Genomic DNA, 19,718 nt, shown 5'->3' on the forward strand with positions numbered 1-19,718 from the left:
TAGCTTTTCCCCTTTGTAAGTTAAGTTATATTAGTCACATAGATTTTTAGCTCAAATTACCGAGCACTACGAATATAACAATTGATTTTTTTGCAAAGGGGAACGTTTATGTCTGAGCATACTTCGATTCATTTCGATCCAACAGCTTTACTCATCATTAAACATGAAATTGATCGTTCAATAAAACTGGTTGAAGGCGCAGTAAGTACTTTAATTGAAGAACAAACACTCCCTTTCGGTATTGATGATGCATTAGAACAATTTAAGCAATGCACTCAAGTCCTCCGTTTAATTGATATCCCCTATCTTGCAAAAATCACTCAATATTCAACTGAGCTGATGCAAAAAATTATTGCGAAGCCAACACAAATTAACACCAATGATGTCGTTGCACTGAGTGAAGGCACGACCATGGTAAAACGGTATATTGAGTTTATCTGTTTGCGTGAATTACAAGTACCTCAGTTTCTTCTTAATACCTTAAACAATTTAGAATTAGCTTTAAATAAACCACTGACCTCTTCTGGACAAGCGATTGCTCCTTTACTTGCAAATACTGCACTTGAACTCCCATTACCAGAAGTATTGATTAATGAAACAACTCAGTTTATTCATCAACTCTATAAGCTATCTCTACATCAATTTTTAAACAAGACAGAAGCTAATCATAATTTTCAAGCTTTTAAACTTGTTGGTACCTATTTGGTCAGCATGGCAAACCACCAGCCAAGCCAACAATATTGGCAACTCGTAAATTATGCTTTCGGCCATATTGATAACCTGCTTTTAAATGATTCGCGCCTACGTGTACTCATTAATATTGAAAGTTATATTGGTCAGTTCTTAGCAAGTCCTGAAACTTTTAAGCCTGATTTGGCTGCACTTGCAGATATTTTAAGTATAGTTATCGCTCAAGAAGATAAGGTTGCTCACCATATTCGCAACCAACTCCATATCGGTGAAGAAATACCTACAGATACTCAACTACTCGTTTTAAGCCGTCATCTTTATGGGCCTGACTTTGACACCATGCACACAGTCAGCCAATTAATATTGAGCGAAATGAACAAAGTGCGTAATGATATTGAATATAACTATCAAAATATGTCGACTGAAAAAGCACAACAATTACAAACGAGTCTTTTGCAATTAGCCTATACATTTAAACTGCTTAATCTTGATGAAGCTGCATCTGAACTATCTCAACAGGCAAATAGTTTAAGTCAGCTCAATATATTAAGTAATGAAAACTATGCTCAGCAGCTTATGGACAGCATTTTGTCTGCCATGAACTCAATTGGTATTTTGGTACGCCAATATACGTCTAGTCGTTTACAGCTTAATGTGAACAATACAAATATTTCTTTAGATCGCCTTGATGAGGCACATCAAGCCTTACTCACCGAGACAAAAAATTTAATTGATTTCATTTGTCAGAGTCTTACGTTGTATGCAAATGATCAGACACAAAATATTGAAGCAATTGCAGGTTCATTAAAAGAGCTAGCTGGCGCAGCCGAATTTCTAGGAAGTACACTTCAACAAGATGCTTTACTTCAAACTGCTCAATTTGTTCAACAACAACTTGAACAAAACCAGCCGTTTAATACAGACCAAATTCACTGTATTTTTAATGTATTAGCAGGCCTTGACATGTTGGTTGACAATTTAAAAAATAAACAACCTGTTCTACAATCCATGTTTAATGTAGCATTGTCGAGTAGTCAACAACTTCAAAAAAAGGCAGCTTAATGTCTGAATTATCACTTGCTTATATTTTCCATCATCAACAATTACTGGTTGATCAAAACCTTCAACTACCCAAAGTCGAAAAGTTAGCAAGTGATTTACTTTTCACTCATGATGAGCAGGTCATTGCACGTGACTTGCTTGCTGAGGAAGCTATACCAGAAGGCTTACAACTGGTTCCAATTCGCCAACTCATTACAAGTTGGTCGAAAGAACAGTTTTTGCAAGCGAGCCGTGCCGTACAGTTACTTGAATGGCGACGCAATCATAAGTTTTGTAGTCACTGCGGACACCCGACAGAAGTTCATCCAACTGAATATGCAATGGTGTGCCCATCTTGTCGCTATCATCAATATCCTCGCGTAAACCCGTGCATAATCACCGTCATTACTCGAGGTGATGATGAAATCTTACTGGCGAAGTCAGTCCACAATAAAACCAATATGTATGGTTTGATTGCAGGTTTTGTTGAAGTTGGTGAAACTCTTGAAGAAGCGGTACAACGTGAAGCTTTTGAAGAAGTAGGCCTAAGACTCAAAAATGTTCAATATATGTCAAGTCAACCTTGGCCTTTCCCGAGTAACCTTATGGTTGCGTTTAGAGCAGAATATGAGTCTGGTGAAATTAAACTGCAAGAAGAAGAAATTGCAGATGCACAATTCTTCAAAATTGATCAATTACCTGAAATTCCATTTAAAGGTAGTATTGCTCACTCAATGATTATGCAGATTACCCAAGCTGGGTAATCTGTTGTGTTTTAAACGATATTCTCGTTTAAAACACTTCTTCAAGAAAATGTAAAATAGTTCTTTTAGTCCTAAAATAATGACTAATGAAACTAGAGAGACTGGCCAAAATTGTAATATGTCCAGTTTTAGGAATCACGGCGATATGGCTGTGGTTACCCTTCTCTCTAAGCGCTTGATCCATATCTAAAGTATTGTGTTTTTTTACAATCTGATCATTTTCAGCCATCAAAAGGTAATGTTTAATATTATTTTGATTAACGAAATAATATGGCATGACTTCTTTATAAGAGGTGCTTTGATCAAAAGCATCTTCGGCCAGTGGATCACCTTTATAGTCAAAATGATATGGGCCAGCTAAACCGATTATTGCCTTAATTTTCCCTAAACACTCAATTTTAGTTGAATCAGGGTGATAAACAGCAGACATCACATTAAATGCCCCTGCCGAATGCCCCATAAGTACAATATTTTCTGTAGAAATTTCCAGTTTTCCCTGATTTTGATGCAAATAATTCAATGCCTGAGTTAAGTCATCAACAAAACTTGGGAAAATATTTTTAGGTGCTAACTGGTAGTTAATAACAGCAACGTCATAACCTTCTTTGGCAAATGTCTCACCAATAAAAAGATAATCTCGTTTATTACCATGCTGCCAAGCCCCGCCATGCACAAAAACAATAAGAGGCTGATGAGTTAGCTTTTTAACAGATCGGTAAACATCCAAACGGTGGCGAGGCTTTAGGCCATAACGAACATTTGGAACCTGTTCAAAACCATCTTTTGGCGTAAAACGGTTTAAAGCAAAACTCCCCAAATCATACAGGCGGAACTCTTTATAGAGAGTTCGCGCCTGTTCAATTTTGCTTTGTAGTTGTTCAATCAGATTCATATATTACTGTGCAGTCGAAGCAGGATCTGTTTGGTCAGGATCAATTGCAACAGGTGTTTGAACTGTTGGTTGAGCAATGACGTTATTAATAATCGGTGTAGTTGTTGCACTACCCGTACTTGCAGCTGGTGCAGGTGCCAAATCAACATTATCAATTAAAGTGACAATTTTGGTAACGTTACCGACGTTTTGTAAGACACTATTTAAATCATTAATTTCAGCTGTATTTAAACGTCCCATTACATAAAGTACGCCGTCTTCGGTATGTACCAGAACCTTACTATCAGAAACTACAGGTGCCTTCATTAAAAGAGCACGCGTATTTGCTGTTACACCCGCATCTTGCATGATGGTGTTATAGCTAACTTTGTTACCCACCGTAATATAGTTATGTACAGCTTTCACATCACTCATGGCTTTAAGATTGTCTTCTGCCAATTGTTTCAAGTACGGGTCTGGCACTTGGCCAGTTAATAAAACTGTACTATGGAAGCTTTCGATATTAATACGTGACTGCTTGAAACGTTGATCAAGTTTATAAATGTTGATATTAGCTGTACGTTTAATTGAAGAGTCAATGAATACTTGGCCTAGACTGCGGACCCCGCTATCTGTGCCCACTGGAGCTGTGCCTGTTCCACCAGAAATAAAACTTGCGCAACCTGATAAACTTGCGACACAAAGCATTGTTACAGCAATACGTTTTAACACTCCACCAGACTCCTATCAATTTCTTGGCTTGATCATAAAGCATCAGACTTAAATTTGCTCAAAAGAGTAATGAACTCTTAATCCAAAGTAAATGCATTTTCGATCCATTGCAGATCATAATGGAATTTTGAAAAGTCATGCTGTACTGTTTTTGCAATTTTCTGTGGAAAATCAAAACAAATCACATCAAAACGACAATAAAAATCCTGATAAGATGGATAGCGCTGTAAAAAACGCATCGCAGTTTTGATAATTTTCTTCTGTTTTGCCCACGTTACCATTTCACAAGCCTGTCCATAATTTCCTATAGTGCGTGCTTTTACTTCAACAAAAACTAACTCTTGCCCTCTTTTGACGATTAAATCAACTTCGCCACGGCGTGAATGGTAATTACTTGTGACCCACACATAGTTTTGTGCTTGTAAAAGGTTTAACGCAGTTTGCTCTGCCCATTTCCCCAACTGCTGTGCTAATAACATTTTTATTCCCCCAAAGTAAAAAGTAGCTCTACATGTTTTTATGTGTCAGTTATTTTCTTAAATTCATCTGCTATCTCAGATCTAAATTGAACAAATGAGAATCAGATCATTTTCGAAAAGCTCAAGCTGGCAGACATTGTTCACGCCCAAATCATAATTTCGGGTAAACTACCCCATTAAAATTGTTTATCTGTACGGAGTAAAACCAAATGAGTGCTCAGTTATTTGTAGTAGCCACCCCAATCGGGCACTTAGATGATATGACTTTCCGTGCAATTGATATTTTAAAATCAGTTTCTATTGTAGCTGCCGAAGATACTCGCCAATCAGCACAATTATTTAAGCACTATAATATATCGACTCAACTTACTGCATGTCATGACCACAATGAAAGCAATAAAATTGAGCAGTTAGTTCAAAAACTACTTGCTGGCGATAGCGTTGCTTTAATTAGTGACGCAGGTACACCGCTCATTAGTGACCCAGGGTTTAAATTAGTTCGTGCTGCTCAAGAGCATGGTATTAGAGTCGTTCCTGTGCCGGGTGCGTGTGCAGCGATTGCTGCTTTAAGTGCTGTAGGTTTACCGAGTGATCGTTTTAGCTTTGAAGGTTTCCTTCCATCTAGAGCCTCACAACGTATTTCTCAATTAGAAAAACTAAAAAACGAAACACAGACCTTAATTTTTTATGAAGCACCTCATCGTATCTTAGAGTCTATTAAAGATATGGCTCAAGTATTTGGTGAAGACCGTCCTGTTGGGTTTGCACGTGAAATTACTAAAACCTTTGAAACCATCAAAAAAATGACCTTAAAAGATTTAGTCAGCTTCATTGAAAATGACCATAACCAAGAAAAAGGTGAAATTGTAGTCGTTGTGGGTGGTGCAGCTGCAAAAACAGATCTAGAGCAAGAAAAACTAGACGAGCTTTTAAAGCGCTTACTCCAAGACTTATCTGTTAAAGCAGCGTCTCAACTTGCAGCCGATTTAACAGGAATTAAGAAGAAAATCGCTTATCAACGTGCGTTAGAGTTAACACAATCGTAATTTTTTAATTAAGTATGGTGATGACACAGAATATTTGTCATCACCATCCGTTAATTTTGCATAATAAAATATAAGAATAAGAGTATTGATATGACTGAACAAATTGGCAAACTTGGTCCTCATGAAGGGCAAGAGCTAGAATTATTACTTTCAGGCGAGAAATCTATCGCTTATTTTTATGAAATCCTACCCGTCAGTTTTTTAAAGCATCTCGAACAAGGTACTTTATCTATACTGAGTAAAGATATTGAAACCTCTCTGCCTTTACCCTTTTCAATTATGCTGATCTATAAAGATGCAGCTTTAGCAGATTTAAATGAACTCATGATATGTATTGAAACTTTATTTAAAGAAACTAATTTTGAAAAATGTATAGAACTTGAACGAAGAGTTGGACAGCTTTTAGGTTACTCAGAACAAGATATAGAGTTTTATATTCAGCATATTTCGAATCTTCATTTAAGAAGAAAGATGTAAAGACTATCTCAATATGTGTTTCGCTGACTGCACAATTGTCTCTGTCAGTGCATCTAACTGTTTAGACTGCCTTTTCCAATGGTGCCAATATAATGGAATGTCGAGCTCAGCTTCGGGTATAACATCCACTAAAGTTCCATTGGTTAACAAAGATTGCACCTGTAGTTCAGGAACCATGCCATATCCCAAACCTAATTGAATCGCTTTCACAAAGGCATCTGTAGCTGGAATAAAACTGTAAGGATAGCTCTGCAAAGGCAACCCATAATATTTCAGTAATACCTCTGAATGCATGAGATCTTTATGGTTAAAAATTACAGCTGGTGCATTTCTTAAAGTTTCTCTGGTTACGCCATGTTTAAACCAATCAGCAGCAAATTCAGCCGAAGCCAACATTTTATAACGCATTTTTCCGAGTGGTTGAGCTAAACAGCCTGACATGACCTGCTCTTCTGCCGAGATACATGCGTTGACTTGTCCTGTTTCTAATAAAGTATGTGTATGCGATTGGTCATCAATTTTTAGTTCTAATACTATTTTTTCTTTAAAAAGCGTTTGCTGAATAGTAGGTAGTAACCAAGTTGCTAATGAGTCTGCATTTGAAGCCAGAGCAATTTTGTAGAACTCTGATTCAGATGATTTACCCATCAAACCTTGTAATAAGTTTTGCTCCATTAATCGTGTATGACGTAAATGCTGTAGTAGCGTTTGTCCAGCTTGCGTGAGTACACATGGGCGTCCGCGTATAATTAAAATTTGGCCTAAATACTTTTCTAAAGCCTGCACGCGTAAGGATACTGCCGAGGGAGTAATATATAAATGCTCACCTGCTGCATCAAAACTTCCAATTTCTGCTACTGCAAGAAAGGCTTCACATTGTTTGCTATCCAACATATCAAACCTAAATTTTTTTTAGCTAAACCTAAATATTCTTAATTTTACTTATTTTTTAATAAAAAGTCAGATAATTCCCACATCTGATTTTTTCACCTTACTGTTATGTTCTCTCTTAGTATATTTTTTAAAGGTTTCGGTATTGGTAGTGGCCTAATTGTAGCAATTGGCGCTCAAAATGCTTTTGTTCTAAAACAAGGGCTTAAACAGCAGTATGTATTTTGGCTATGTTTAATCTGTGCGCTGTCCGACTCGATTCTAATCGCTTTTGGTGTATTAGGTTTTGCCGAAATCATGACAGCATCACCAATTTTAATTACGGTCGCTAAATATTTAGGGGCAACGTTCTTATTCGTCTACGGTGCGAAAGCATTCTATGCGGCCTTAAAAACCACTCAAAGCATGGAGCTTGATAGCAGCCAGAAACAGACTTTAACTCAAGCCCTAGTGACCTGTCTTGCCTTTACTTGGCTTAACCCACATGTCTATTTAGATACCATCGTTCTGATCGGTTCAGTTGCAACCCAGCTAGAAGACAAAGTTAGTTTTGCTTTGGGTAGCATTGTTGCCTCTTGGATTTTCTTTTTCAGTTTGGGCTATGGCGCAAGATTATTAAAACCATTATTTATCAATCCTAGAGCATGGAAAGTTTTAGATTTCATTATCGGTATTGTCATGTGGAGTATCGCAATATCGCTTCTCATCTAATGCATTCAAACAGTAAAAAGTACCATGTTTGAATGGTACTTTTTATGTGCTCAAAATTATGCTTGAGAACCCAACACCAGCTTTGACTGTTTTCTTTCTTGCTGTGATTGCTTTATAACAGCATAACCAGAAGATACACCTAAGTAGGCAATGACAAAGGCAACAAATAAATCGGGAAATACACTGCCTGTTCCAAATACCCCAACCGCCGCTAAAATTACAGCAACATTGGCAATAGAATCGTTTCTGCTGCACAACCAAACAGAACGCATATTGGCATCTCCATCACGGAACGCATAAAGCATCAGAGCGACTGAAACATTCGCAATTAAAGCCATCACGCCAATTGCCCCCATCACCATAGGTTCAGGTGGAACACCATGAAAATATGACCAAACCACTTTTCCAATGACAAAAACGCCAAAAGCTGTCATCGTTATTCCTTTCATTAATGCCGCCGTTGCCCTCCAATATAAGCTCATCGAAAGAACAACTAACGATAACGCATAGTTTGCTGCATCTCCGGCAAAATCTAATGCATCTGCCCATAGTGAAACTGATTGGGCTTTGTAACCACCCAAGATTTCCACTACGAACATCAATGCATTAACGATAAGTGCAATCCATAGCGCTTTTCTAAACCGTGGACTCACCTTCTTTGAAGGAGAACATGTTGAAGCACAACCACATCCAGCCATTTTATTTCCTCTAAAACTCTTTTATAGTCATTAAAAACCCTTGAGTAGCTCCAGAGTCAAGCCTTATGAGTCTTTCTATTGGTCAATTATCAAAAAAAGCGGATGTCCCAATTGATACTATCCGTTATTACGAAAAAGTAGGTGTACTTGATCGTATCCAACGTTCAGAAAATAACTATCGTGTTTACACCGAGCAAACACTTAGCGACCTACTGTTTATTAAACATTGCCGTGAATTAGATATTTCACTCAGTGATATTAAAACGTTAAAAGAAATGAAAACTCAGCCTAAACAGGCATGTACGAAAATTGATAATTTAGTAGATAAATACTTAAATGAAGTATCCGAAAAAATTGAACGATTATTACTTTTAAAAGAATCTTTAATTGATTTAAAACAGCACTGCTCTACCAATCGAACAGTAGATGAATGTGGGATTTTAAAAGAACTGCAAAGCTCTCTTTAAATCTATTTTGATAAATTCATACAAATAAAAAAGCACCACTCATGTGATGCTTTTTTAAGATTAATGGTCGCTATGTTCATCAGGAGGAACTTCGGTAATTCTCCCACCCCGAGCTAAAAATGCAGCGATTTCATCTTCCAGCGCTTGGCGCTGTTTCTGTTTAGCAGTGACAGTCAGCGTTTCTGCCTCAGCAAGATCAGTATCACTCATACTGCCTGCTTCTTCATCAGCTGCACCGCTTTCTGCTGCTTTCGCTTCATCTTCATCTACAGCAGAATCTTCTGCATCTTCATAATCATTGATATCTGACATTTCACACTCCCCAGAATGATTTTTATTGCATCATTGCTATGGTCCCAAGACCTCAGAAATTTAGCAACCTCTTTGCATTTAGCAAAGAGCCAATTTGGTCAATTCCGTATCTTTTATGACCAAATTGGTAATGATATATAAATGATTGTTCAAAAAATATCTACTGGCATTTAATTCGCTTAGTAGAGTATAGGCCCAGTAAATATTTTAATGCCTATAGCGGGTACTTTGTAAAGCCCCTAAACCATTTGCTTGTTGCATAAATTTATCTTTTAAAACCGGAATCTGCTCAACTTGCTTAAGTCCCATATTGCGAGCCCAAACTATTGGGAATAATTCACTACTTTCGAGCCAACCAATTGCCGACATGCTATGCATCATGGCGTCATTCTGACCTTTACGGCGATGCTCATAGCGCATTAAAGTTTGTTCATGTGCCCATACACCACGGCTTAAATCGTGAAGCAACACGTCACACAGTACTGCTGCATCAAGACAGCCAATATTTACCCCTTGTCCAGCAAGTGGATGAATCACATGTGCGGCATCACCAATCAAAGCTAAGCCTGCTTTTACGTATTGTTTTGCAGCGCGAGCTTTCAGCGGGAATTGTGCTCTGGAACGAACGTCTAACACCTCACCCAACATGTGTTGGCTTTCTTGAGTTAAAAGCTGCATAAACGCAGTATTGTTTAAAGCTGAATATTCATCGGCATAATCATCTGGTAGTGTCCAGACAATTGATTGCCAGTATCCGTTTTCAGTTTCTTCAAGACTTGCCATAGGTAAATATGCCAAAGGTCCTGTAGGTAAGAAAATTTGACGGGCAACATAATGATGGGGTTTTGCAGTTTTAATGGCACAGCTAATGGCTGCTTGTTTGTAATCCAGTACATCGAGGTCAATAAAAGCCTGTTCACGTACAAATGAATTAGCGCCATCTGCACCAATCAGCAGTTTAGTTTTAAGCGTAGTACCATCTGCCAATTGAATATGCCAACATCCAACACCCTGCTCAATACGAGTAACACGCACTTGGGTACGGTAATCTGTTAATTGCTCTAACATTTTTTGTTGAATGGCAACATTTAATACACTCGGTTCAACCATAGAACCTAACGCTTGTTCCGGCATCGGTCTTTGTATGGACTCATGGCCAAAATTAATTTCACCATAACCATTAAGATTCCAGACTTGCATGCCCGTATAAGGCATTTGACGCGCAAGATCATCCCAAACATTTACCGTTTTAAGCAAATGAATGGTCGCTTGGCTAAGCGCTAAAACACGTGGATTCATCACACTTAATGTTTTCTCAACATCAAGTACAGGAGCCGCATCAAGCACTGTGGGTTGTACGCCACCTTGCGCAAGTAATAAAGCAGTTAAACCACCAACCAATCCACCACCAACAATGACGACATCCAACACTTCACTCATGCTTTTAACCCCATTGCATAGTTAGCCACCAACGGTTTTACACCTGGAATGACGTCAAATGCAATTAATCCCGTATTACGAATTAATTTTAATAATGGATTTTGGTTACTAAAACCACGGACTACAGTGTCACAGAACTTAATCACCCGCTGCTGATCTGATAAACGAGCTTGTTCATAGGCAAGTAAATTATCAGGGTTACCCAAATCATCAGAAGTGCTTAGCTGGTTCACTAAATAACGCACCAAAACATCTGCATCACGTAGGCATAAATTAAAACCCTGTCCTGCAACAGGATGAATTGTATGCGCTGCATTACCCATTAAAATAACGCGACCTACAGCTTGTTTATGTGCAAGCACTTGTGAAAGTGGATAGCTGAAACGTTTACCCGTTTTTTCAAATTTACCCGCTCGGTCACCGTAAGTTTGTTGCAAGGCACTTAAGAAGTGTTGGTCATTTTCATCGCCCAGCCATTCATTTTCGGTGCCTTTTTTTACAGGCCATACAACCGAACGGCGATATTCACCCGGTAAAGGCAATAAAGCTAAAGGACCTAATGCACTAAAACGCTCAAAACCAACATGCTCATGCGGTTTCGATGTCTGAACCGTAGTGACAATTGCAACCTGATCATAATCATGAACATCCACACCGACGCCAATTGCCTGACGACAAAAAGAATCACGTCCATCAGCCGCAATTAATAATTTTGACTCAAGCTTTAAGATTTCATCACCACGCTGAGCCTCAATATGTACTTGTTCAGCATCTTGAGTTAAAGCTGTAACCTGTACGCCATCAATTAGCTCAATCAAAGGTTGCTGACGCACTTGAGTTAACAGAACACGACCAAGCCAAGCATTCTCAATCACCTGCCCAAAGCTTTCGACTTTTTCTTGTTCTGCTATTAAACGTGCTTTACCAAAACTGCCTTGCTCAGTAATGTGAACTTGTAAAATTGGAGTCGCATGTTGCTGTAATGCATCCCACAACCCTAGCTTCTGATAAATTTGCACACTACGACGCGATAAAGCCGTATTACGCGCATCAAAACTCGAATGGTAAGGGGCAACATTTTGATCATCATAGTTCGGGTATTTCACGGCTTCTAATAGCTTTACCGCAATATTAGCCTTCGCAAGCATGAGCGAAAGGCTCAACCCCACCATTCCCCCACCTACAATAATCACTTGTTGTTGCATCGAGTTTTGCTCCTTTGGCGAATACGTTTAATTATGCTTTAGCTTGCGCCATTAAATGTTCAATATCTGCAATATCTTTAACTACATTGGCAGTTAGAACTCGTGGACCTTTTGAGGTTGCGACCACATCATCTTCAATACGAATACCAATACCACGCCATTTTTCATCTACAGTTTCATCATCTGGTGCAATGTATAAACCAGGTTCAACTGTAACAACCATACCCTCTTCATATTGACGCCAGTCTTCACCTTTTTTGTAAGATCCAACATCATGTACATCCATACCTAGCCAATGACCTGTGCCATGCATATAAAACTGACGGTATGCTTCGGTTTTGATAAGTTCGTTAACATCACCTTTGAGCAAACCTAAATTAACTAAGCCTTCAGTTAAAATTTTGACTGCAACTTCATGAGGTTCACGGTAAGAATTGCCAATACGAACTGCGTCAATGGCTGCATATTGAGAAGCCAGTACAACTTCATATAAGGCTTTTTGTTCAGCACTAAATTTGCCATTTACTGGGAAAGTACGGGTAATATCCGATGCATAAAACTCATATTCACAAGCTGCATCAATCAAGACTAAATCGCCATCTTTGAGTGGCTTATTATTTTCAACATAGTGCAAAATACAAGCATTAGCACCACCACCAACAATACTGTTATAAGAAGGCACACAACCGTTTTGCCCAAATATATAATTCAGCTCAGCTTCAAGAGCATATTCCATCATGCCCGGACGTACCATTTGCATCGCACGCGTATGCGCTTCAGCACTAATATTTGCAGCAATTTGCATCAGCTCAAGTTCTTGTGGTGACTTAACTAAACGCATTTCATCGACAATACGGTCGAGCTGTACCAATTGAGCTGGAGCGCTCTCATGTCGGTGCTCGGCATCTGCTTGTTTAATCCACTGGCAAACTCGCGCATCAAACGCAGCATTGTGCCCAATCCGATAATAAAGACGCTCTTTATTTAATAACTTTTCAATAATCTCTTCATCAAGTAAATCAATTGCATATGCTTCATCTGCGTCATAATCTTCAATTGCACCATCAATGCCTGCACGGTAACCATTCCAGATTTCCATCTCACGATTACGTTCACGGCAAAAAAGACTATAGCTATAGTCATCGTCCTCGAAAGTTTCAATGACAGCAACTGCCTCAGACTCAGCAAAGCCAGTCAAATAGAAAAAACTACTATCGGCACGGAATTTATAATCCGCATCACGATTACGGTACATTTCCTCACGCGTTGCAATAATTGCAATACTGTTTGGACCCATTTTTTCTGCCAGACGGTCTCTACGATGTCGAAAATCAGCTTGAGGCAATTTCATAATGATCTACTTGATTTAGAATTTTAAAGTCAAAAAATAAAATACAACCAATAACACATCGCCTCAATTAGCTTGGGCGATGTGGAGTAAACATTTCTACAATAGTTTGTTCTGTGTCTACAGCAGCAGATTTAATTTTTGCATGAAAGTTTTTCAATAAAGAACTGTCAGCTACAGTGATTTTTTTTCTACCAATAGACAAGCTTACAGGGATTAAGCGTACAAATTCATACAATTCTTCGTAACTGCTTTCACCTTCCTCATCATTATCAGAGTCTTCAAATTCGACCGCTGCAATATCTTGAAGGTTCTCAATCAACTCACGTTCATCATCACGAATATGACCCGAAGCCAACCCAAAACCTAATACAACACCCGCACACCAATCTGATAATGCTTGTACACGCTCTTGAAGCGTGTGTTCATCATCAGGAAGCATTGGTAAATAATCTAATTCATCATCAGATATAGCGTGAACGACATCTTCTGCTTCATCAGTTAATAGTGCTAAAGCATCTTCACTTAACTCTGGCACATTAAGGGTTGTTAAAATTTGTGACCATTCTTCACGCGTTGGCGCTTCTGTCACACAAACAATACCTGTTAACAAACCATGTAACTCACTAGGGCTTGAAATTTCTTCAATTCCTTCAAAATGAGCGTTCCAATCTGTCCAGCCTGAAATATCGTCTTGCATTCGTTTATCCAATCTCTATACTTTGTATATATTACCTTTGATTGCAATTCTGTGCGACCTCGTTATGTTAGAACAATTACAGCGGCTACAAGCGCATATTAGCGTATTAAAAACACGCTTACATCATTTAGAGAGTGAACATGCGGCACTCTCAGAAGCTAAAGAACTGGCTGAAACAGAGCATCACGCACAAGTTGTGCAAAAAAATAGTATTATCACTAAAAAACAAGAGGAAATTGAGTCGGTAACTGAGCAACTATCTCAGTTAAAAGGTCAATTTCAACAATTGAATCAGGATGCTAACACACTTGCTGAACGTTATAGTCGATTAGAAAAAAGTACGACTGATTTAAAAAATCGTTTTCAAGAAATTCTTGCCGAACGAAATGAATTACGTGTTGCAAAAGAAAAGTTACAAGCCCACCAGCGTCAAACCCAACAAGAGCTTCATGATTTACAACAAGATCGTGATCGTTTGTTACAAAAAAATGAGCTTGCCAAATCAAAAGTTGAAGCCATTATTCAACGTTTAGGAATTTTAGGTACTGCCCAAGATCAGCATGCTCAAGAAATTCAGCAGCTTGCCCATCCTAATGCTGAAACTGGTGAGGAGACCCAATCATGAGTGAACAAGTCATGGTAGAGCTTAGGCTGATTGAGCAGACCTTTAGACTCGCGACTACTTTAGATAAAAAAGATGAACTTGAACGTGCAGCAGAACTTCTCAATGAAAAGTTTAATGAGATGCGTCGTAGTGCTCCACGTGTTGAGCACAATAAACTGGTCATTATGGTTGCTCTACAACTGACTCAAGAAGTACTGAGCCTTAATAAGTCTTTGCAAGAATACACTCACTGTGAACGTTTACTGCAAACGATCTTGGATGATGTTGAACAAATTGTTTAATAAACTATCCATATAAAAACGCCTTGCTCTATGAATAATAGATGCAAGGTGTTTTTTATTTAGACTATTAGGACAATTGAAAATTATTTTATGCTTGTTAGTGTACAAAGCTTCATCAAACGCAAACTAAGTTTACAGTTCCAGAGGTTTAGGTGATTGCCAACATGGTCAGATCGGTTATACTTAAACTGTCTCTGGGATGTTCGCCAGCGGGTCTATTCCCCTGCCGATACTTAAACTTATGGATGTGTTCTGTATATTTAGAGTGTATGCCTACCTTCGTGTAGGAAACCCAGCAAGTATACGTCGCCTCCACCTTGAACTCATCGGGTTCAGGGTAACGACACATGCAGCGGCATCTTCGGAGCATTTATTTAATTATAAAAACAACAACTTAAGACAAGAATCATCAATTTAAAAACCTATTATTTTCAACAAAATCAATCAAAAATAGGCTTATAGTAGGCTTCAAAAATATTGTGGTATATTGCTGCGTATCGTTTCGTACTTTTAAATCACCATGAGCCAAAGATATAAACTTACAAAAACATTTATCGATAGCATTCCCCTCGAAGAAACAGGAAGTAAATTTTATCGTGACTCAGTTACTATTGGTTTTGGTTTAATTGCAACTAAGTCAAAAACCTATTTTGTTGAAACGAGAATGCCAGACGGCCGCAACAAAAGGAAATCTATTGGTAAACATGGTGTATATACTCTTGAGCAAGCACGTACTGAAGCTAAAAAAATATTGTTAATGATGCATCAGGGCATTGATCCAGTTGCTCAAAAAAGACAATTAAAGAATGACTTTAAATCTGAAAAAGAAGCAAATGAATTAATACCAACGCTTGAACAAGCTTACGAAGTCTACAAAAGTAAAAAAAAGCTAAGTGCTAATACGATTGATGCTTATGACCGATGTGCCAATGATTATTTTAAAGATTGGAAAAACATCAAAATTACTGAAATTTCTCAGAAAATGACTTTAAACAAGCATATGGATTTATCTGTGCGAAGTTTAGCGCAGGCAAATCTTGCAATGAAGTTTTTATCAGCTGTCTACAACTTCAATGCCTCAATTCTATATAACGATAATGATGAAAAAATTATCATAGAAAAAAGCCCTGTCGGCATTATTTATAAAGAGAAGAAATGGAACAAGATAAAACGCCGTAAGGGGTATATTCGAGCAGACCAAATACATGACTGGTCACTTGCTGTATGTACAAATTGGTGGTCAGGCAACCAAAATTTAAATCATCGTGCATACACAAATCAGGACTTCTTACTCCTGTTGATCCTAACCGGATTTCGCAGAGAAGAAGGTGAAACAATGGAATGGACAAATGTTGACTTAAAATATGGAACTATAAAAATTCAGGATCCCAAAAATCATGAAGACCTTCTCCTACCGATGGGAGAAATGCTTTGGTATATTTTGGCAGAACGAAAAAAACTTGCTGGCAATAATAAATACGTTTTCGCTGGTGATACGCTTAATTCACATATCGTTGATAAACGTGAAGCTCGTTATACGATAACTGAAGCAACTGGCATTCAATTTACATTTCATGACTTGCGGAGAACCTTCGGAACAATCGCAAATAGCTTAGCGATAGGTAGTTACACAATTAAAAAACTTATTAATCACACAGTTGGTGATGATGATAATGATGTAACCGATGGGTATGTCCAAGTGACATTTGATGATCTTCGTAAAGCTATGAATATGATTGAAAATGTTGTGTTATCTGACGTTTCAAAAGCTTTGATTAAAAACAGATTCTACTTTGAACAAAAATCAATAAGGTATATGAAAGAAAAATGGGTTGAGCATAACAATATTATTATAAGCAGAAATTGTAAATAGTTGGACTGATTAAGGTGATCCTAAATATTAAATCACTTAATGAAAATTTGAGAATCAGCAAATGAAATATTGAGTCTATTTTTATATCGAGCACACAATTAAGTATGGTGAACCATTCTATAAAGAAGCAGGTTGCGACCTCATTAGAATCGAAAATCACAATGTCGCAGAACTGCAAAAAATATCATTGCGCAACTCAGCCCGTTACTGAATAAATTCTTTAGAGTATAATCACAAGATTTTTTAAGACAATCATGAAGGTTGGTAAAAATCTAATAGCTGTTGATATAAATAATTAAAAACTTGTAAACGTTTAAGGTGGTTTGAATCCCATACGATAGTTACAACCCTTATTTTTATAAATCAGAAATTGTTTCCCAAGCCAAAATTAAAGCCATAAGGATAATTAAAATACCACCCACAAGATTCACTGTTCTCATACCTTCAGTATTGGAAAAAAAACGGCTACTGATGATATGAGCAACAGCTACCCATATACAATCAATAAAGATACCTAATATTATAGGTACAAGCGAGTAAATCATTAAACTATAAGTTGGATTAACAAAATCATCACTTAAAAAACTCGGAACAATTACTCCAAACATAATGAAAGCTTTGGGGTTAGTCATTCCAACGATTATCCCCGCTGTCACAGACTTCTGACTATTTTTTGAATCTGATCTGGTATTAGATGTGATTGCTTTAGAAGATGCCTTAATATACTGAATACCAATCAATAAAAGTATGATTACTCCTAATATCTTAATTCCAGACAAAATAATATTCGACTTTAAAATCAGCGAACCAATTCCCAAGGATAAAATAACTGCAACACAAAACATGCCTATAGCATTTCCTATAACACTTCGTAATGCATTACTTCTCCCTTCTGTTAAGACTTGACTGATAAAGAACATAATACTTGGACCAGGAATAGCGATAAGTATGGAACTAGTGATGATCAATCCTACTAAACCACTAGATGGAGTATGAATTATCATTAAGCCTAATCCTCTATTATTAACCTGTTAAAACTATAAAATATGTGTGAATCTATCTTCAGCTAAAATTCCCACTTCTAGAATTTATTTTAATCAAAAATGTTATTTGTTAAGACTCTCTAAACTTAATGCTGCGATAGCGGATATCACAGCACAAGAATTTTCTTAAGAAATTGATATATAATGCTTAATATCAACTTCTTACCTGTTATTGTGAAGTATCTGATAACAGTGCTAATGTTGGCTGAATACTTAGCGCTTCAGAAATTTCATCTGCTGTCATTAGAGGGTAGCATTCGTCTATAAACTCTTCATAAACTGGTAATATACTTCTCCGTATTTCCAACCCAAGAGCACAAGAACATGCATTAAATGCCACATTCTTATATTGGTCAACATTAGTCTCTTTATCCACATAATCATCTAGATCCCAACGTCCTATGAGACTTTCTTGCATGTGAAATTCTTCTAGCTCAACTTCATTGTGATATACATGAAAAACTGGGTGGATGTATGCGCTTTTTGATGTATCAAAGTGATCAGCTGGAAGCGTAAAATAATGTGTAGGAATTTCTCCATTGCCATAACGAGAAAAGCCATACTCAAAAACAACTTCAATCCGTTTATTAACGCCCTTCCATCGCTCTTGGTTGTATTTACGAGGAAATGCCGGCCAAACTTGAGCTAAATAATTTTCAGTATCCTTTTTCTCAAAGGTGATCATACTTCCAAAATAGCTGTAAAGTTCGAATAAAGGCATTGTAGTACTAACCATTCCTACCAAGAATGTAGAGAGCGAGTCAATTCCATCTGAGGGATTATTGATAGATATTTCACATTCAAAGACAGGCTTTAAAGGCATGTCATGGTATAATTCTGCAATAATATGTCCTAATGCCTGAATATTGCATCTAAATCCATGAACAAAGCCTGAAGCAGCATCAGGATCATTAATACGAGTTGGAGCACCAATAAAATATAAATTAGGTATATTAACTGATTCCCACGATGAACTGAGCAAACAATATTTATCTCTTTCATCGCATTCAGGCTTAACTGTCTCCATGTCAAAAATGTCGGACATTGTGTAGTTAAAACCACAACATATAATTATTTCATCAATAATACCTGTCCTCCGCAGCCAACGAGGAGGGTTCCAATGGGGGCAAGGTGTTTCATATTGAATAAGCAATCTCCCCTCATCTTTACCACTTGTAATTCGACTCACTTCAACAATACGGTCACTAACAATATTGTTATTTGACTTTAACTGCATCAAGTCAAAAACGTCAGATACTTGTCCACGTATATCGTGTACGTTATGTGTTTGACGTGCAAACTTTGGTAAGGATCGTGTCATTACTCTTGTTTCAGCTGTTATATCAACTAAATAATGTGCGATCTCAAAAGCAGAGTTACCGCGCCCAAGTACTGCTACAATTTTATTTCTATATTTCACATTTGCTGTATCTGGATCAAAATTTTCATATAAAGTATATGTATCATCTGTTAATCCTTTAATATCTGGAATAATAGGCTCTGATCTTCCAGTACCACAAAAAATTCTATCAGCAGAAAAGCTCAGTGTATCTGATACATTGATAAAAAATTTTCCTTCTTTTTTTGATATGTTTCTAACTCTTGAATTTGTAAGTATTGAGGGCATTAGACCCATGGCTTTAGCAACATATTGAAGATATTTTTTGTAAGTCCTTGCTGATGGCCAATGTTCAGAAGTCCATTCTGTAAACAATAAATTTGGATCTTTTTTTACATCTTCAGCACTTATAGTACTAAGTGTATGCCAATCGTAGCGCATTCGATAAGTATGTGCATCTCCAGGCACATATTTTTTATTAAGGGAAATTAGTTGTCCGCATACGGGTAATTTATCCCACTGGCCTCCTACTGTTGGGCTAGCTTCAAGTAAAAGATAATCAATACCTCTCTTATCAAACTCAAGCGCTAGATTAAGTCCAGCAGGACCACCACCAACAATAATATTAGAATAATGTTTGATCACAATTAAATCTCCTTATTAGGAAGTTATGAGCAATTATTTT

At 37.5% G+C, this 19,718-nt stretch carries 21 protein-coding genes and 1 other RNA gene; 10 read left to right on the forward strand and 12 right to left on the reverse strand.

Annotated features, from left to right (window positions below):
- Nucleotides 1-108: 108 nt before the first annotated feature.
- Together RMB13_RS20410 and nudC are read left to right on the forward strand one after the other, a co-directional pair.
- Complete coding sequence (locus RMB13_RS20410; RefSeq protein WP_311086199.1) at nt 109-1,752, forward strand: chemotaxis protein; 1,644 nt, start codon at nt 109-111, stop codon at nt 1,750-1,752.
- Nucleotides 1,752-2,495 carry an NAD(+) diphosphatase gene (gene nudC / locus RMB13_RS20415; RefSeq protein WP_004641863.1) on the forward strand — a complete coding sequence of 248 codons (744 nt, stop codon included), beginning with the start codon at nt 1,752-1,754 and terminating at the stop codon, nt 2,493-2,495. The genes RMB13_RS20410 and nudC overlap by 1 nt, the downstream gene beginning before the upstream one ends.
- 28 nt (nt 2,496-2,523) lie before the next feature.
- On the opposite strand, the gene RMB13_RS20420 is transcribed toward nudC, so the two are convergent.
- The 3 genes from RMB13_RS20420 to RMB13_RS20430 form a co-directional block, all read right to left on the reverse strand.
- On the reverse strand, nt 2,524-3,387 hold the full coding sequence (locus RMB13_RS20420; protein ID WP_004641862.1) for an alpha/beta hydrolase: 864 nt from the start codon (nt 3,385-3,387) through the stop codon (nt 2,524-2,526).
- A 3-nt stretch (nt 3,388-3,390) separates the two neighbouring features.
- Nucleotides 3,391-4,098, reverse strand: a complete 708-nt coding sequence (locus tag RMB13_RS20425) for a BON domain-containing protein (RefSeq protein ID WP_003652832.1) — start codon at nt 4,096-4,098, stop codon at nt 3,391-3,393.
- A 77-nt stretch (nt 4,099-4,175) separates the two neighbouring features.
- On the reverse strand, nt 4,176-4,577 hold the full coding sequence (locus RMB13_RS20430) for a YraN family protein (protein WP_231763878.1): 402 nt from the start codon (nt 4,575-4,577) through the stop codon (nt 4,176-4,178).
- Nucleotides 4,578-4,786: 209 nt separating this feature from the next.
- Here RMB13_RS20430 and rsmI point away from each other — a divergent pair, with 209 nt between their 5' ends.
- Both rsmI and RMB13_RS20440 read left to right on the forward strand, forming a co-directional pair.
- Nucleotides 4,787-5,623, forward strand: a complete 837-nt coding sequence (gene rsmI / locus RMB13_RS20435) for a 16S rRNA (cytidine(1402)-2'-O)-methyltransferase (RefSeq protein WP_003652836.1) — start codon at nt 4,787-4,789, stop codon at nt 5,621-5,623.
- Between the two features lie 90 nt (nt 5,624-5,713).
- A complete protein-coding gene (locus RMB13_RS20440; RefSeq protein WP_311086200.1) occupies nt 5,714-6,100 on the forward strand; it encodes a hemin receptor in 387 nt (128 codons plus the stop codon).
- Nucleotides 6,101-6,103: 3 nt separating this feature from the next.
- Here the strand turns inward: RMB13_RS20440 and RMB13_RS20445 are convergent, their stop codons facing one another.
- Nucleotides 6,104-6,994 carry a LysR family transcriptional regulator ArgP gene (locus RMB13_RS20445; RefSeq protein ID WP_003652839.1) on the reverse strand — a complete coding sequence of 297 codons (891 nt, stop codon included), beginning with the start codon at nt 6,992-6,994 and terminating at the stop codon, nt 6,104-6,106.
- Between the two features lie 105 nt (nt 6,995-7,099).
- Between RMB13_RS20445 and RMB13_RS20450 the strand changes: the two genes are divergently transcribed.
- The gene (locus tag RMB13_RS20450) at nt 7,100-7,702 is read left to right on the forward strand and encodes a LysE/ArgO family amino acid transporter (protein ID WP_281835576.1); all 603 of its coding nucleotides are present in this window, start codon (nt 7,100-7,102) and stop codon (nt 7,700-7,702) included.
- 56 nt (nt 7,703-7,758) lie between these two features.
- On the opposite strand, the gene RMB13_RS20455 is transcribed toward RMB13_RS20450, so the two are convergent.
- Nucleotides 7,759-8,400 carry a cation transporter gene (locus tag RMB13_RS20455; RefSeq protein WP_080026515.1) on the reverse strand — a complete coding sequence of 214 codons (642 nt, stop codon included), beginning with the start codon at nt 8,398-8,400 and terminating at the stop codon, nt 7,759-7,761.
- A 65-nt stretch (nt 8,401-8,465) separates the two neighbouring features.
- On the opposite strand from RMB13_RS20455, the gene RMB13_RS20460 reads away from it, so the two are divergent.
- A complete protein-coding gene (locus RMB13_RS20460; protein ID WP_311086201.1) occupies nt 8,466-8,867 on the forward strand; it encodes a MerR family transcriptional regulator in 402 nt (133 codons plus the stop codon).
- 60 nt (nt 8,868-8,927) lie between these two features.
- On the opposite strand, the gene RMB13_RS20465 is transcribed toward RMB13_RS20460, so the two are convergent.
- The 5 genes from RMB13_RS20465 to RMB13_RS20485 form a co-directional block, all read right to left on the reverse strand.
- Nucleotides 8,928-9,179, reverse strand: coding sequence for a hypothetical protein (locus RMB13_RS20465; RefSeq protein ID WP_003652849.1), 252 nt, complete (start codon nt 9,177-9,179; stop codon nt 8,928-8,930).
- A gap of 207 nt (nt 9,180-9,386) precedes the next feature.
- A complete protein-coding gene (locus RMB13_RS20470; protein WP_311086202.1) occupies nt 9,387-10,619 on the reverse strand; it encodes an FAD-dependent monooxygenase in 1,233 nt (410 codons plus the stop codon).
- The gene (gene ubiH, locus RMB13_RS20475) at nt 10,616-11,824 is read right to left on the reverse strand and encodes a 2-octaprenyl-6-methoxyphenyl hydroxylase (protein ID WP_198496270.1); all 1,209 of its coding nucleotides are present in this window, start codon (nt 11,822-11,824) and stop codon (nt 10,616-10,618) included. Before ubiH ends, RMB13_RS20470 begins: the two co-directional genes overlap by 4 nt.
- 31 nt (nt 11,825-11,855) lie before the next feature.
- Nucleotides 11,856-13,175, reverse strand: a complete 1,320-nt coding sequence (pepP, locus tag RMB13_RS20480) for a Xaa-Pro aminopeptidase (RefSeq protein ID WP_311086203.1) — start codon at nt 13,173-13,175, stop codon at nt 11,856-11,858.
- A gap of 67 nt (nt 13,176-13,242) precedes the next feature.
- Nucleotides 13,243-13,872: a UPF0149 family protein gene (locus RMB13_RS20485; RefSeq protein ID WP_005042155.1), complete on the reverse strand. Its 630-nt coding sequence runs from the start codon at nt 13,870-13,872 to the stop codon at nt 13,243-13,245.
- A 64-nt stretch (nt 13,873-13,936) separates the two neighbouring features.
- Here RMB13_RS20485 and RMB13_RS20490 point away from each other — a divergent pair, with 64 nt between their 5' ends.
- The 4 genes from RMB13_RS20490 (at nt 13,937) to RMB13_RS20505 (ending at nt 16,651) form a co-directional block, all read left to right on the forward strand.
- Nucleotides 13,937-14,497: a hypothetical protein gene (locus RMB13_RS20490; RefSeq protein WP_003652857.1), complete on the forward strand. Its 561-nt coding sequence runs from the start codon at nt 13,937-13,939 to the stop codon at nt 14,495-14,497.
- The gene (locus RMB13_RS20495) at nt 14,494-14,778 is read left to right on the forward strand and encodes a cell division protein ZapA (RefSeq protein WP_003652859.1); all 285 of its coding nucleotides are present in this window, start codon (nt 14,494-14,496) and stop codon (nt 14,776-14,778) included. The genes RMB13_RS20490 and RMB13_RS20495 overlap by 4 nt, the downstream gene beginning before the upstream one ends.
- A 188-nt stretch (nt 14,779-14,966) precedes the next feature.
- Nucleotides 14,967-15,150, forward strand: a non-coding RNA gene (gene ssrS / locus RMB13_RS20500) — 6S RNA.
- Between the two features lie 148 nt (nt 15,151-15,298).
- Nucleotides 15,299-16,651: an integrase family protein gene (locus RMB13_RS20505; protein ID WP_311086204.1), complete on the forward strand. Its 1,353-nt coding sequence runs from the start codon at nt 15,299-15,301 to the stop codon at nt 16,649-16,651.
- A 356-nt stretch (nt 16,652-17,007) separates the two neighbouring features.
- Here the strand turns inward: RMB13_RS20505 and RMB13_RS20510 are convergent, their stop codons facing one another.
- Both RMB13_RS20510 and RMB13_RS20515 read right to left on the reverse strand, forming a co-directional pair.
- Nucleotides 17,008-17,655 (reverse strand): LysE family transporter, encoded by a 648-nt coding sequence (locus RMB13_RS20510; RefSeq protein WP_311086205.1) that lies wholly within the window; start codon nt 17,653-17,655, stop codon nt 17,008-17,010.
- A gap of 208 nt (nt 17,656-17,863) precedes the next feature.
- Nucleotides 17,864-19,678, reverse strand: coding sequence for an NAD(P)-binding domain-containing protein (locus RMB13_RS20515; RefSeq protein WP_311086206.1), 1,815 nt, complete (start codon nt 19,676-19,678; stop codon nt 17,864-17,866).
- Between the last annotated feature and the right edge of the window lie 40 nt (nt 19,679-19,718).

The sequence above is a fragment of the Acinetobacter sp. V102_4 genome (assembly GCF_031799005.1).
GTDB lineage: Bacteria > Pseudomonadota > Gammaproteobacteria > Pseudomonadales > Moraxellaceae > Acinetobacter > Acinetobacter calcoaceticus.

Coding starts and splice junctions, on each gene's coding strand:
- ubiH (WP_198496270.1), bottom strand. CDS start 11,824: ATGCAACAACAAGTGATTATTGTAGGTGGGGGAATGGTGGGGTTGAGC.
- RMB13_RS20490 (WP_003652857.1), top strand. CDS start 13,937: ATGTTAGAACAATTACAGCGGCTACAAGCGCATATTAGCGTATTAAAA.
- RMB13_RS20495 (WP_003652859.1), top strand. CDS start 14,494: ATGAGTGAACAAGTCATGGTAGAGCTTAGGCTGATTGAGCAGACCTTT.
- RMB13_RS20505 (WP_311086204.1), top strand. CDS start 15,299: ATGAGCCAAAGATATAAACTTACAAAAACATTTATCGATAGCATTCCC.
- nudC (WP_004641863.1), top strand. CDS start 1,752: ATGTCTGAATTATCACTTGCTTATATTTTCCATCATCAACAATTACTG.
- RMB13_RS20450 (WP_281835576.1), top strand. CDS start 7,100: ATGTTCTCTCTTAGTATATTTTTTAAAGGTTTCGGTATTGGTAGTGGC.
- RMB13_RS20465 (WP_003652849.1), bottom strand. CDS start 9,179: ATGTCAGATATCAATGATTATGAAGATGCAGAAGATTCTGCTGTAGAT.
- RMB13_RS20420 (WP_004641862.1), bottom strand. CDS start 3,387: ATGAATCTGATTGAACAACTACAAAGCAAAATTGAACAGGCGCGAACT.
- pepP (WP_311086203.1), bottom strand. CDS start 13,175: ATGAAATTGCCTCAAGCTGATTTTCGACATCGTAGAGACCGTCTGGCA.
- RMB13_RS20430 (WP_231763878.1), bottom strand. CDS start 4,577: ATGTTATTAGCACAGCAGTTGGGGAAATGGGCAGAGCAAACTGCGTTA.
- RMB13_RS20460 (WP_311086201.1), top strand. CDS start 8,466: ATGAGTCTTTCTATTGGTCAATTATCAAAAAAAGCGGATGTCCCAATT.
- RMB13_RS20485 (WP_005042155.1), bottom strand. CDS start 13,872: ATGCAAGACGATATTTCAGGCTGGACAGATTGGAACGCTCATTTTGAA.
- RMB13_RS20410 (WP_311086199.1), top strand. CDS start 109: ATGTCTGAGCATACTTCGATTCATTTCGATCCAACAGCTTTACTCATC.
- RMB13_RS20455 (WP_080026515.1), bottom strand. CDS start 8,400: ATGGCTGGATGTGGTTGTGCTTCAACATGTTCTCCTTCAAAGAAGGTG.
- RMB13_RS20440 (WP_311086200.1), top strand. CDS start 5,714: ATGACTGAACAAATTGGCAAACTTGGTCCTCATGAAGGGCAAGAGCTA.
- RMB13_RS20445 (WP_003652839.1), bottom strand. CDS start 6,994: ATGTTGGATAGCAAACAATGTGAAGCCTTTCTTGCAGTAGCAGAAATT.
- rsmI (WP_003652836.1), top strand. CDS start 4,787: ATGAGTGCTCAGTTATTTGTAGTAGCCACCCCAATCGGGCACTTAGAT.
- RMB13_RS20510 (WP_311086205.1), bottom strand. CDS start 17,655: ATGATAATTCATACTCCATCTAGTGGTTTAGTAGGATTGATCATCACT.
- RMB13_RS20470 (WP_311086202.1), bottom strand. CDS start 10,619: ATGAGTGAAGTGTTGGATGTCGTCATTGTTGGTGGTGGATTGGTTGGT.